Raw genomic sequence first — 12476 nt, 5'->3', positions numbered from 1 at the left:
TCGCTGCTCATAATTTCGCTAGCATTAGTAATATAAGTTGCTCTATGAATTAATATGGAAACTAAAGAAATTCTCCAAGCACTCCCAAGCCTGAGCATAAGCGATCGCCTAAAGATAGCTGAATCAGCCCTGCAATTGGTTCTTCAAGAAAAACACTCACTTACCAAAGATGAGCAAAAACGCCAATTAACACTAGCTGCTATGACAGCTATTGCAGATTATGCACCTGGTAGTGAATTAAATATATTCTCGGACTTAGAGGGAGAAGACTTTTGCGATGATCCCAGATGAAGACTTCCACAACTCAGTAAATTATGTACAGAGGTGAAGTCTGGTTAGTTAATTTAGATCCAACAGTAGGGACAGAAATTAGCAAAAAACGTCCTTGTATCATAGTCAATGATGATGCTATTGGGATTTTGCCTTTGAAGGTTGTTGTCCCAGTTACAGATTGGAAAGAAAGATATGCTGTTAGAGCTTGGATGGTGCGCCTGGAACCAAGTACAGAGAACAGTTTAGCTAAAGTTTCTGGTGTAGATACTTTTCAAATACGTTCAGTTTCAGAAATAAGATTAATTAGAAAACTGGGTCAACTCTCCGACTCAGAAATGCAACTTGTTTCTCAAGCATTAGGTGTTGTCTTAAATATTTCTCATCCAACACTTTAGCGATCGCACGGTGGAGATTTTGCAGGCGATGCCTTCTCTACGAGACGCTATGCGAACAGCGGGCTTCGCCTACGCTCTTTTTAACGAACTACAGAGGCGCAGAGGACACAGAGGAAAAAAAGAGCGATCGCACGCTGAAGATTTTGCAGGCAATCGCTTTTTTTAACAAACCACAGAGGCACAAAGAACACAGAGGAAGCAGAGATGAGGCGATCGCTTTTTGTTTTCGGATTAGAATCAGGCGATTAGGTTTCTATTTGTCTATTATCCTACTTGACAGATTACTTTTTCGTGTGTATTAATTATATTACAAAAATACTAATAAGTAATTTCAATAAAGATGAAAGCAAATCAAAATGATATTCCTGACTGGATTTCAGAAGGACAAAGGATAAATGCAACTCACTTAATAGTGGTCTATAACGCTAGCAGTGGCCAGGATTTTCCAGTTTATGTGATGTCAGGAGAAAACTTTCAACAGAAGTTACAATCATGCAATGCGGGTAGTTGCACTTACGTAACAGACTATAGTCTGTAGTAAAATTTAAAATCGCTGTATTTGGGAAAAATGAGTAGTGTTAGCTTGTACTTTTGGATTGAAACTTACCTCCATATTTTCTCTAAAAATATAATTTATTTGTTTCATAATTTAGAATTTAGAGACTATATAAGCGGTTTAACTTTAGCATTTACTCTCTGGAACTATTGGAATACAGAGAAAAAGTTTGCTGCATTAAATTCTCCCGTATTAAAAGCAGAATTAGAATTACCAACATTTAGAGACCATTACAAACTATTTCCCATTTACCCTAATTATAAAGTCATTAATATAAGTGATAAAAAAGCTGTTGATATTAAGATTGAAGTCAAGATATACTCCTTAAAAAGGAAGTATAAAATTTGGCAATCTTGTTGGTTAGATCGAAGTGTAACTAAATTTGATAACTTAGAACCAAAAGTCGAATTAAAATTTACAGAATATTTTCAGGAATTTCTTATTTTTAAGGGTAGATTGTTCGAGCAAAGAGAGACAAAAGAATATGCGGAACAAAATTATATAGAAAATATTCCTATTAAAGCAATTATAAATGTCTATTATAGTCCTGTTCTTTATCAAGTAAAAAGGCTTAGAGTCTCTAAAACTTATAATCTTGTTCTTAAACGTGCTTATGAAGCAGATTTTACACAAGAAGATTTTCTTTATTTAATGCCAAATCTATTAAAATTAGATATTAAACTTTTTCTATGCGTAGTTAACCAATTATTTGTTTACCAAAATCTACTACCTAAACTTGAATTACAAGAAATGGTGATGTATCGTACCCATTACTGGAAACTTCAAGAGATAGAAAAATCTTGGCAATTTCCATTTAAGTTATTTTAGTTTATTTCTAAATAGCAAATCTTTCAATAAAACCTACCTATTTCCCAACAAAAAAAACTTGCTTCAGGAACATCAAGCCCCTAATGCAAGCTAACTCTCTAAATTCTTCCTTCGCGTCCTTTGCGCCTTCGCGGTTCGTTTCTCTTAAAGTTGCTTCACTTCCGAAACCAACTTCGCCACCATATCCTTCGCGCTACCAAAAAGCATCGTAGTTTTATCCTTGTAGAACAACTCATTTTCTACACCGGCAAAACCCGTACTCATCCCGCGCTTAATCACAATCGTCTGCTTCGCCCGATCTACTTCCAAAATCGGCATACCATAAATCGGGCTATTTGTATCACTCCGCGCCGCCGGATTTACCACATCATTTGCCCCAATCACTAAAGCCACATCCGCTTGCTCAAACTGGGGATTAATATCATCCATATCGTACAACTGCGTATAAGGCACATTTGCCTCTGCCAGCAACACATTCATGTGCCCCGGCATTCTCCCAGCAACAGGGTGAATGGCATACTTGACATCAACGCCCATTTTTTCTAACTGATCTGACAATTCCCGGACGCTATGTTGCGCTTGGGCAACTGCCATACCATAACCAGGCACAATTACCACAGAACGGGCATAACCCAACATCATCGCCCCTTCTTCAGGATCGATACTGCGGACGCTTTGATCAGTTGCACCACCACTAGCAGCACCACCACCAGAAGTAGATCCTGTCCCAAAAGCGCTGAACAGCACACTAAATAAGGAGCGGTTCATCGCCTTACACATAATCTCGGTGAGGATTAAGCCAGATGCTCCTACCAAAGCCCCAGCGATGATTAACATATTGTTCATCACCACAAATCCTGCTGCCGCCGCCGCCACACCTGACAACGAGTTCAACAGCGAAATTACCACAGGCATATCGCCGCCACCAATGGGGATGACGAACATTACACCCAGCACTAAGGAAACAGCTACCACTCCTAAGAATATGGGTAAGCTATCTGGTGTAATAATTAAATAGGCACTGCCTACCAAATAAGCACCTAGAAGTAAGAGGTTAAATGGTTGCTGAAAAGGAAATGTTATCGGGGAACCACTGATTAACCCTTGCAATTTTGCAAAGGCTAGAAAACTACCTGTGAAGGTAACACCACCGATTAACACGTCCAACAGCATGGAAATGTTCACATCTAGGGGTACGGGTGCGCCAGAATCCAATAACCGCCAGAATTCAGCAACGGCGACTAATGCCGAAGCTGCACCGCCTAAACCATTGAGTAAACCCACCATTTGGGGCATTTCCGTCATTTGGACTTTGTAGGCAACGATCGCCCCAATTGCCGATCCAATCGCCAAGCCCAACAATATCATCTCGTAGTTCAACACATGCTGATCCAGCATTGTCGCTACGATCGCTAGTAGCATCCCTACAGCCGCGACGAGATTACCGTTCCTAGCTGTAGCTGGTGAACCCAGCTTTTTCAAACCAAAAATGAATAACGATGCAGCGACTAAGTACGTCAGCTGAATGCCAGTTGGTAAAAAGTCGCTCACGCCTTAATCTCCTTTTTCTTGAACATTTGCAGCATTCTGTCTGTGACGAGGAAGCCACCTATAACGTTAACAGTTGCGAATACCACAGCAATTAAACCGAGAATCACTGACACACTTGTTTCTCTAGCACCTGAAGCTACTATTGCCCCAAGTACCGAAATCCCAGAAATCGCGTTTGAGCCTGACATTAAGGGCGTGTGTAGAGTCGGTGGTATTTTGTTGATGACTTCAAAGCCGATAAAAGATGCCAAAACAAATACAAACAAAGCAGCAAGTAATGCCTCTGTCATGAAATCAAAACTCCTTATAGTAATTTGGCTACTAACCTGCTCCAACGCTGCTCAAAGCTTGTAGCGCATCCCGCACGCGTTGATTGCGAATTTCACCAGCGTGGGTAACGCAAGCTGCATCAACGATGTCGTCACTAAAGTCAACCTGCAAAGCTTTGTCTTTAATTAGCAGTTGCATCAACGAAGTTACGTTCTTGGCATACAATTGGCTGGCATGAATTGGCATCGATGATGGGAGATTGATGGGGCCGATAATTGTCACGCCGTTCCATACAATATCTTTTCCGGGTTCTGTGCAGGCGCAGTTACCACCCTGATCAGCAGCCAAATCCACAATCACTGAACCTGGTTTCATTTGTGCCACCATTTCTTCTGTAACCAGCCGTGGTGCTTGTCTTCCAGGAACTTGGGCGGTGGTAATTACCACATCAGAATTTTTAACGTGTTCGGCGACAACTTCTTGGGTACGTTGTTTGCTAGCTTCAGAAATTTCCTTGGCGTAACCGCCAGCAGCGACGGTTTCTTCGTCTAATTTGACTTCAACGAATTTTGCCCCTAAGCTTTGCACTTCTTCTTTAACAGCTGGACGAATATCAAAGGCTTCTACCACTGCTCCCAAACGTCTAGCGGTGGCGATCGCTTGCAATCCGGCTACACCAGCACCCATAATAAATACTTTCGCTGGAGCGATCGTGCCTGCGGCTGTGGTTAACATCGGGAAGTATTTCGGTAATGCCGCTGCGGCAATTAATACTGCCTTATAACCTGCTAATGAAGCTTGCGAGGACAAAGCATCCATACTTTGTGCCCTGGTGGTACGGGGAATCATTTCCATACTCAAGGCTGTGACTTTCCGATTTGCTAGTTGCTGTGCTACAACAGGATTTCCCAAAGGATTGAGGAAACTGAGTAATACAGCCCCTTCCTTTAACAAATCAACTTCTGAGCGTCCATCTTCTCGCTCTTGTGGTGGGCTGACTTTCAGCAGAATATCTGTTTCGCCCCATAATTTGGCAGTATCGCTGATTATTGTGCCTCCTGCGGCTTCATAGTCAGAATCACTGAAAAAAGAGCGCTCTCCTGCACCTGCTTCCACCCAGACTTCCAAACCTTGTTTTACCAATCGAGCAACGGTGTCAGGAATTAATGCTACACGACGTTCACAAACTTCAATTTCTTTAGCAACTGCTATTCTCATGAAATCTCCTGAAGATAAATACCTAATCTTTGCCAAGTAAGCGATTGTCTAGATGAAGGATATCCCGCATTCATAGTACTTAGGCAGGAACATCAGCTATGACTTTTACTTGTAGATTGAACCTTGAAACTTTCCTCTCCCATTCTTAGCTGTCCAGGCAAAGCCGGACTTTGCCGCTCGCAGATGTCATATTTTCAGATAGTTGCAAACAGGGTTACGTATTGCACATCCTAAATTGATTCCCAAATTTTGCATCTTTATCTTTAACTTGTTTTCGGGATTGAGAAATTTTGGTATTCCTTTCTTATAGAGTAATATTGACCGAATTTTGAAAGCTTTATAATTTCCCAATCAAATTTTAATAATTACAACTACGATTCCAACTTATTTTAATCAATTTAGCCCAAGTTAACTGGCGATCGCTGATGACATGGATCAAATTTTATAACAAAATTCTCAAATTTAGATACACTTATACATATTTAGAAACACAATCCAATCCCAGCTGTGTTTCTATCTAGTTCAATTTGGACCAACTTAGTATCAAATTAGGACTAGATAAGGGTAATGAAGTCAGTCCAGCATACGTTCGTTTTGCTACCAAGTAGTTTTACTGTTGCCTAAACTTCAGGTAGGATGGCACTTTTTTTGGAAATTAAACGTCCATTGTCAGGAAGCCAGTAGTAAAGTTTAGTAAAGAATACTAACACACAGGTATTTGAGATAACAGATTTATATTTTGGTAGAGGAAGCCCAAATTATGCGACGTTTACTTTCTGCTTTAGCCGTGACTAGCTTTTTGGTTACTGGATTACCAGCCTTGACTTTGGCGCAAAGCTTACCTGGATTTACGCTGTTTAGCGGCGTCAAACAAGAAAATCAGCTACCCTTCCGGTTAGATTTTGGTGGACAAGCTAATGGTTGGGATCGATACATATTAAAGATTCCAGCCAAAAGAATGAAATTGGCAGTTGGTCAATTTGCCATTACCTACCCTGATTATTACAAAGGAACTTTTGACCAGAAAAAAATTGAAGTCCGAGTCAAAGGCAAAGCAGTTCCGCTTTCTGAGGTGAAGTGGGACAAAGAAGGTAAACTGATTAATATTTTTCCTCAAGAGCCAGTGCCAGCAGGTAGTGCAGTTGAAGTAGTGTTATCTAACGTGAAAAACCCATCGTTCGGCGGAGTTTACTATTTTAACTGTCAAGTGCTCTCCCCTGGGGATGTACCACTACTGCGCTACATGGGAACATGGATTGTGAGCATTACTTAAGAGTGGGGAAACGGACAAGGAAAAGAACCAATCCCCAATTCCCAATTCTCTAACAAAGTGATACAATTAGAGATTGTGAGTTTTTATAAAAATCACCTAAAGGGAGAACAGTATGAAAAGAACACTGGGCGGCACTAGTCGTAAGAGAAAAAGAACTTCTGGTTTTCGCGCCAGGATGCGGACACCAGACGGCAGAAACGTGATTAGCGCCAGAAGAAAAAAAGGACGTCACCGTCTGAGCGTTTAGGGCATATCAAGCGATAAAGAGCATCTGTGGCTTTGCCTAAAGCAAATCGGCTAAAATCCCGAAAGGATTTCCAGGCAGTTTTCCGAGAAGGAATTCGGCGTCATGGCTGTTATTTAACATTGAGAGCCTTAAAGCCCTTATGTTCAACAAAACCTCCTTTGGACACTGCCACCCAGACTACACAGGCAACTGACTCAGCACATCTTGGCAGTACGCAGATTGGGATTTCGATTAGCACAAAAGTCAGCAAAAGGGCAGTGGTTCGTAACCGAATCAAACGGCAAATTACTGCTGCTTTATACAACTTGCTGCCAAAATTATCACCAGGATGGCGGCTAGTATTCATTGTTAAACCTACAGCAGCAGAATCTAAGTGCGTAAGCCCACAATTTCTGCAAGAATTAGAGCAGTTGTTGGCACAAGCTGAGGTGTTCGATGGGAATTCGTGAAGATGTTTATTATGAAGGTGGTCCCCATATTGGGGATTTAATTGTCAACCTGCTGATTGGGCTAACCATTGTCGGGATACCATTAACAGTCGGGGCAATTGTCAGGGCATTGTGGCTGCGTTTCCGCATCACCGATCGCCGAATTACTGTGATCGGAGGTTGGCAGGGGCGCGATCGCACTGACGTAATTTACTCAGAAATTGTCAAAATCGTCAAAGTCCCCCGTGGCATTGGCTTTTGGGGAGATATGGCGATCACTCTAAAGAACGGCAGTCGTCTCGAATTGCGTGCAATTCCCAATTTTCGCGAAGTCTATGACTACATTAACGAAAGAATTGCTGCAAAAAATCCCGAATTTAGCGGCACTGCCAATAAGTGATGGAAGTAGGGAGCAAAGAAAGCAGGGGGAGATGAGGGCGAAGAACCAATGCCCAATACTTCGGCTCCTTTCGACTTCGCTCAAGGCAAGTCGCTCAGTACAAGTGCCCAATGCCCGATTTATAATGTGCGGCTATCCGTAGCGAAAGATAGTCGCAGACAAACCATGATTTAGATAAATTAGATTCAGTTTACAGTACCTCAGGTTGAATTCAGAATAATGGATTTTGGTATCGGCTTTCTCTCGAACAACGTGATGCTGCCAATCATAGACTTTTTCTATGGTATTGTGCCTAGCTACGGATTAGCGATCGTTGCTTTGACCTTGATAGTCCGCTTTGCGCTCTATCCCCTGAGTGCTGGCTCAATTCGCAATATGCGGAAAATGCGAATTGTACAACCTCTGATGCAAAAGCGGATGGCAGAAATCAAAGAGCGCTATAAGGATGAACCGCAAAAGCAGCAGGAGGAAATGGTTAATGTCCAAAAAGAATTTGGCAACCCTTTGGCAGGCTGTTTTCCATTACTAGTGCAAATGCCAGTTTTGTTAGCGCTGTTTGCCACTTTGCGGGGTTCGCCTTTTGCAAGTGCGAACTACAGCGTTAACCTGCAAATTCTTCCCGCAGAACAAATCGAACAAATTCAACCCCAAGCCTTTGCCACTGCTCCTCAAAACATTTATGTTGCAGATGGGGAACACGTTAAAGTAGCTGCCATTATTCCCAGCGGAAACAAATTAGCGGTGGGAGAACAAACCAAGATACAGTATCAGACTGTTGCAGGTAAGCCGTTTCAGGTGCTTTTAGCAGAACACCCAGAAAATAAGCTGATTCCTGATTGGAAAATTACCAAGGGTGAAGATAGGATAAAAATTGATGCTCAGGGCAATGTAGAAGCCTTGCAACCGGGAGATGTCACCATTCAAGGTACAATTCCTGGATTGGCAGCAGAAAAAGGGTTTTTATTCATTGATGCTTTAGGCAGGGTTGGCGCACAAGATCCAGATGGCACAATCCATTGGGATATCGTCGCCATGATCGTCTTCTTTGGAATCAGCCTTTATGTTAGCCAAATGCTTTCCGGGCAAAATTCCAGTGGAGGCAATCCGCAGCAGGATACAGTTAACAAAATCACCCCCGTTATCTTTTCTGGGATGTTCTTGTTCTTCCCCCTACCAGCTGGGGTATTGATGTATATGGTGATTGGTAATATTTTCCAGACTGCACAAACTTATCTTCTATCCCGCGAACCTCTACCGGAGGAACTGCAAAAAATTGTAGAAACCCAGGAGAAACAAGCAGCAGTCACAGAACAAAAAGCATTACCGTTTGAACCAAAAAGTCCTAAGAAAAAGGCGACAGGGGGATCATGAGCGACATTCCGATGCAGCGAGGTCAGCAGTGGTTAAAAACTCTGCTGGAAGTCACTGGAATACCTGTTGAGATTCAGGGTCATTTAGAAACTGCCCAATCTCAAGACGGTGATTCCCTAGAAGAACCAGATAACTACTGGTTGACTATTGACCAAACCAATTTGACATCAGAACAAATCCAGGTATTAATTGGTGCTGATGGTTCTGTGTTAGATGCGATTCAGTATCTAGCAAATTCGGTTCTAAACCTCAGTCAACCCCCAGAGGAACAAGCCTCTTACACCATTGAGTTAAATGGCTACAGGGTCAAAAGAGAAGCCGAAATTCGCGCATTAGCAGAAGCAGCAGCCGATGAAGTGCGCTTTTCTGGTAGAGAAGTGGAAATCAAATCTCTTAGTTCTGCTGAACGGCGTCAAGTTCATACCTTCTTGAAGGAATTTGGAGATTTAGAAACCTTCAGTCGCGGTAAAGAGCCACATCGTCATCTGGTTGTTTGTCCAGCTTCGTTGGAAGGAGTTGGGAGTTAAAAGTTGGGAGTTAGGAGTTATGAGTTTGGAGTTAATTAAAAACTCATAACCATATATCAAAATTTCTCTTGTTATTAAGGGATAAAATAAAGATTCAGTATCAGTATAGTTACTGGTAATCTAAGATAAATTTTAGTGAGGATGTCTCACGAATCCTATGGACGCAATTTATATTCCGCAGCTAACTCAAGCCCCGGAGCGGACAGAGGAAGTTCAGGTTAATGAATTTCTGCCTGGTCTGGAAACTTTGACACCAGTTCGCGGGCATGTGCGCGTACAGCATCATGGTAATTACTTGCAAGTGTCTAGTCAGGCAGAAACAATTATTACTTGTACCTGCAATCGCTGTTTGCAGCAATACAATCGACGTTTAGGGCTTGATACGAAAGAAATCATCTGGTTAGACGAAACTGCAAATCAGGCAAATGACTTGCCCTTAGAAAGGGAAGTGGTTATGGAAGATTTACTGGAAAGTTTACCGCCCGATGGTTATTTTTATCCCAACGAATGGCTGTATGAGCAGATGTGGTTGACAGTACCACAACGGCAACTGTGCGATCGCAATTGTCCAGGTATTCCTGTAAGTAGTACTGTTGATAGTTCTGATACTTCTGAAACTCCAGTTGATCACCGTTGGGCTTCTCTGGAAGCATTGAAAAAGCGACTTCCGGGATAGACAGGTTACTTTCAACTTGGTTGACGCGCTACTGATAGCGCGTTTATTCCAAGGAGTCAATTATTATATAGCAATCGTATTTGATTTGTAAAAATTGCAATAAGCAGATCCCCGACTTCGTAATAGTTGTCGGGGATCTTGTTTTTTTACGAATGGTTCAGGCTTGCTATAGCTCTAGGGTACACAGTAAAGCCAGCAACTCAAAGCAGTTAGCCGTAATAATAAACACAAACTGGCAAATAATGTTTTTTATTTATCATTATGGCTATGCTTAGTTTAGCCTCGGCTAATTGGTTGATTTAATCGTCTCCCACACTTGGTACAGAAGTTGAAAGTAACCGGATTCTTGCAACTACAACTGCTACATACCATATTATTTTCAACTGGAGTTTGAGATGGAGTGTCTCTATTAAAATTGTTGGTTGAATTAAATTCAGTGAGTGCATTATTCCTATTAGTAGACTGATGAATTGGTTGTGGAGTTGGTTGAATAAATACTGACTCCATTTGGGCAAAATGCTCCAGCAGCATTCGATGGATAAAAATGTAACTACCTCCAACTTTTTGCAAAAAGATGTGTTCAGTCGCATATTCCAAAAAGCGGACATAGTTTCGAGGTATGGAATTTTGTGTGTAAAGAAAGAGGCGTAAGGTAAAGTGTTGTAGCCAGGCTTGACCACCCCCAAACACAAGCCCAGCTACAAGTCCAAACACTAAACACAATTGCATCCATTCAGTTTTTCCGAAGATTTGTTCACCAATTAATCTCCCAAATAATCCGCCAAGTAATCCCCCGAACAATCCCATTATCAGAGCATTCTTCGCTGAGTTCCATATCCCTTGGTTAGGAATTGTTCTGATCACTATCTCTGGGCCTCTCAGTCCACCTAACAATCCTAAAATCAGTCCATTAATTAGCCCGTATAGTAAACCTAATTGCAGCCCAGTTTTGAGATCAAATGGAGTATCAACTAATTGCAGCCCAGTTTTGAGATCAAATGGAGTTTTAACTAGCTTAAAAAACAGTCCTATTATCAGCCCCAAAACTAATCCACCTGGTAGTCCATTTTTCAAAAAGTTTTTGGCTTCTTGCCAAGACCATTTCAAAGTTTCAACTGGTTTTATTTCTACCGTACTCCAAGTTAAAGGTATTCCAGCCGTAATTACACCAATTAACACCCCAGGTGATTGATGTATTAGCCAGCCGAGCAACCCACAAATTATTACTCCAACCAGCCAATTTACAAATTGATAAAGTATTTTTTGCACTCGATTTGACAACCAAGTAGGCTGTATTCTTTCAAGAAGAAAGATCGTTTGAGACTTCTGAAACATCTGCTGTGCTAGCCAAATTAACCAGCGCATTGCTTGCACTTCTGAGTATCTTGGCTCATATTTACGACGCTCAAACATCCGTTCAATATAAGTATCAAACAGGTGCTTTCGGCGTTCCTCTTTAGAACCTGTATTGGGTAAATCTTCAAGTTTATTACCTTTATAAGCCAGAGTCATGACACTTAAAGTCAGGGGAGACTTGGCTAACTCTTGCAACGTAGTGTCTTCTTGAAGTAATGTTTTTACTGCTTCCAGTTGTTCACCAGCCCTGTCTAAATATTGGTTAACTTGCTGAAATGTCAAAGATTGGAGGCAGATAGCACCTTGCAATTGTAAACGAGTAGAGAGAGCTTCATAATCTCGGATACGGCTTGTCACCACAATCTCGATCAACCCATGTTCTTGCATAAATTCGTTGATGGCTCGAATGCAGGTTTCTCGACGCTCGATTTTCACCTCATCTAAACCATCTAACAGCAGTAATATTTGTTGATCTTCAATCCAGACTTTACCAAGCGCCTTAGAAATTTGATATGTACTATTCAATTCCTCAATCAGCCAATCAGCAATTGTTTGCTGTTTATTTCCCCAAGAAGATAAGTTCAGCACTACTGGAATAGGCTGGCTAAAATCTTTTTCGGTACGAGCAATTAATTCTTGTGCCAACTTCAGGAGAGTGATCGTTTTACCCGCGCCGGGTTCTCCTAAAATCAGTAAGGTTCGTCCTTTTCCCATCTGATTGAAGACATCAGAGACACTTTTACCTTCAGGTAAGGTTTGCCCAGACTTATTAGGAATTTCTTGAACAATGCTAGACGGGCGCTTTACTGCGTCTAATCGTTCTTCCAGTCCCAAATCAATTAGACCTTTGGTATACAAAGATTTTTCTAGTACGCCTTTAATCCAATACTGTTTGACTTTATTAAGTAAAACTTCTCGGAAACGGTACTCCTCTTTCCCTGAAGGAGGTTTTACCTGCCTGTGACCTATTAGTTTAGCTAGGCTAAAGCTTTCATTCACAGTTAGGTACTGAATTTGGTGCAAGTCTCGTCCAGCCTGTCCAATTTGAGCTTCCCGAATCAAAGCACCATCGATATTCAAATTCTGAAGGGGCTGTTCTTGATTCAT

Annotated in this window: 17 protein-coding genes; 13 read left to right on the top strand and 4 right to left on the bottom strand. The window is 41.6% G+C overall.

Annotation, left to right across the window (positions count from 1 at the left end; translation table 11 throughout):
- The first annotated feature begins 54 nt into the window (after positions 1 to 54).
- The 5 genes from NLP_RS28285 (at position 55) to NLP_RS28270 (ending at position 2052) form a co-directional block, all read left to right on the top strand.
- Positions 55 to 291, top strand: coding sequence for a hypothetical protein (locus NLP_RS28285; protein ID WP_104909218.1), 237 nt, complete (start codon positions 55 to 57; stop codon positions 289 to 291).
- A 23-nt stretch (positions 292 to 314) separates the two neighbouring features.
- Positions 315 to 668 carry a type II toxin-antitoxin system PemK/MazF family toxin gene (locus NLP_RS28280; protein WP_104909217.1) on the top strand — a complete coding sequence of 118 codons (354 nt, stop codon included), beginning with the start codon at positions 315 to 317 and terminating at the stop codon, positions 666 to 668.
- A 28-nt stretch (positions 669 to 696) separates the two neighbouring features.
- Positions 697 to 834: a hypothetical protein gene (locus tag NLP_RS33705; RefSeq protein WP_158680560.1), complete on the top strand. Its 138-nt coding sequence runs from the start codon at positions 697 to 699 to the stop codon at positions 832 to 834.
- Positions 835 to 1008: 174 nt separating this feature from the next.
- The gene (locus NLP_RS28275; protein ID WP_104909216.1) at positions 1009 to 1206 is read left to right on the top strand and encodes a hypothetical protein; all 198 of its coding nucleotides are present in this window, start codon (positions 1009 to 1011) and stop codon (positions 1204 to 1206) included.
- Between the two features lie 30 nt (positions 1207 to 1236).
- On the top strand, positions 1237 to 2052 hold the full coding sequence (locus NLP_RS28270) for a hypothetical protein (protein WP_104909215.1): 816 nt from the start codon (positions 1237 to 1239) through the stop codon (positions 2050 to 2052).
- Positions 2053 to 2196: 144 nt separating this feature from the next.
- Here NLP_RS28270 and NLP_RS28265 read toward each other — a convergent pair whose 3' ends face one another.
- Genes NLP_RS28265 through NLP_RS28255 form a run of 3 tightly spaced genes read right to left on the bottom strand, consistent with a single transcriptional unit; the run spans position 2197 to position 5091 of the window.
- On the bottom strand, positions 2197 to 3603 hold the full coding sequence (locus NLP_RS28265; protein WP_104909214.1) for an NAD(P)(+) transhydrogenase (Re/Si-specific) subunit beta: 1407 nt from the start codon (positions 3601 to 3603) through the stop codon (positions 2197 to 2199).
- Complete coding sequence (locus NLP_RS28260; protein WP_104909213.1) at positions 3600 to 3893, bottom strand: NAD(P) transhydrogenase subunit alpha; 294 nt, start codon at positions 3891 to 3893, stop codon at positions 3600 to 3602. The genes NLP_RS28265 and NLP_RS28260 overlap by 4 nt, the downstream gene beginning before the upstream one ends.
- Before the next feature lie 31 nt (positions 3894 to 3924).
- Entirely contained in the window at positions 3925 to 5091 is a 1167-nt protein-coding gene (locus NLP_RS28255; RefSeq protein WP_104909212.1) for a Re/Si-specific NAD(P)(+) transhydrogenase subunit alpha, read from the bottom strand.
- A gap of 760 nt (positions 5092 to 5851) precedes the next feature.
- On the opposite strand from NLP_RS28255, the gene NLP_RS28250 reads away from it, so the two are divergent.
- From NLP_RS28250 to NLP_RS28220, 8 genes are all read left to right on the top strand, one after another.
- Positions 5852 to 6364 (top strand): DUF2808 domain-containing protein, encoded by a 513-nt coding sequence (locus NLP_RS28250; RefSeq protein WP_104910078.1) that lies wholly within the window; start codon positions 5852 to 5854, stop codon positions 6362 to 6364.
- 112 nt (positions 6365 to 6476) lie between these two features.
- The gene (rpmH, locus tag NLP_RS28245; protein WP_099102484.1) at positions 6477 to 6611 is read left to right on the top strand and encodes a 50S ribosomal protein L34; all 135 of its coding nucleotides are present in this window, start codon (positions 6477 to 6479) and stop codon (positions 6609 to 6611) included.
- Positions 6612 to 6637: 26 nt separating this feature from the next.
- Positions 6638 to 7060 carry a ribonuclease P protein component gene (rnpA, locus tag NLP_RS28240; RefSeq protein ID WP_104909211.1) on the top strand — a complete coding sequence of 141 codons (423 nt, stop codon included), beginning with the start codon at positions 6638 to 6640 and terminating at the stop codon, positions 7058 to 7060.
- Positions 7047 to 7439, top strand: a complete 393-nt coding sequence (locus tag NLP_RS28235) for a PH domain-containing protein (protein ID WP_104909210.1) — start codon at positions 7047 to 7049, stop codon at positions 7437 to 7439. The genes rnpA and NLP_RS28235 overlap by 14 nt, the downstream gene beginning before the upstream one ends.
- A 48-nt stretch (positions 7440 to 7487) precedes the next feature.
- On the top strand, positions 7488 to 7613 hold the full coding sequence (locus tag NLP_RS35690) for a hypothetical protein (RefSeq protein ID WP_267894897.1): 126 nt from the start codon (positions 7488 to 7490) through the stop codon (positions 7611 to 7613).
- Positions 7614 to 7658: 45 nt separating this feature from the next.
- Positions 7659 to 8810 (top strand): membrane protein insertase YidC, encoded by a 1152-nt coding sequence (yidC, locus tag NLP_RS28230; protein WP_104909209.1) that lies wholly within the window; start codon positions 7659 to 7661, stop codon positions 8808 to 8810.
- On the top strand, positions 8807 to 9337 hold the full coding sequence (locus tag NLP_RS28225) for a Jag family protein (RefSeq protein WP_199784712.1): 531 nt from the start codon (positions 8807 to 8809) through the stop codon (positions 9335 to 9337). Before yidC ends, NLP_RS28225 begins: the two co-directional genes overlap by 4 nt.
- Positions 9338 to 9494: 157 nt before the next feature.
- A complete protein-coding gene (locus tag NLP_RS28220; protein WP_104909207.1) occupies positions 9495 to 10013 on the top strand; it encodes a YceD family protein in 519 nt (172 codons plus the stop codon).
- Between the two features lie 276 nt (positions 10014 to 10289).
- Here NLP_RS28220 and NLP_RS28215 read toward each other — a convergent pair whose 3' ends face one another.
- Positions 10290 to 12476 carry an NACHT domain-containing protein gene (locus NLP_RS28215; protein ID WP_104909206.1) on the bottom strand — a complete coding sequence of 729 codons (2187 nt, stop codon included), beginning with the start codon at positions 12474 to 12476 and terminating at the stop codon, positions 10290 to 10292.

The organism is Nostoc sp. 'Lobaria pulmonaria (5183) cyanobiont', assembly GCF_002949795.1.
Lineage (GTDB): Bacteria > Cyanobacteriota > Cyanobacteriia > Cyanobacteriales > Nostocaceae > Nostoc.
The sequence above is the reverse complement of the archived record's forward strand: the minus strand, read 5'-3'. Positions and strand labels throughout refer to the sequence as shown.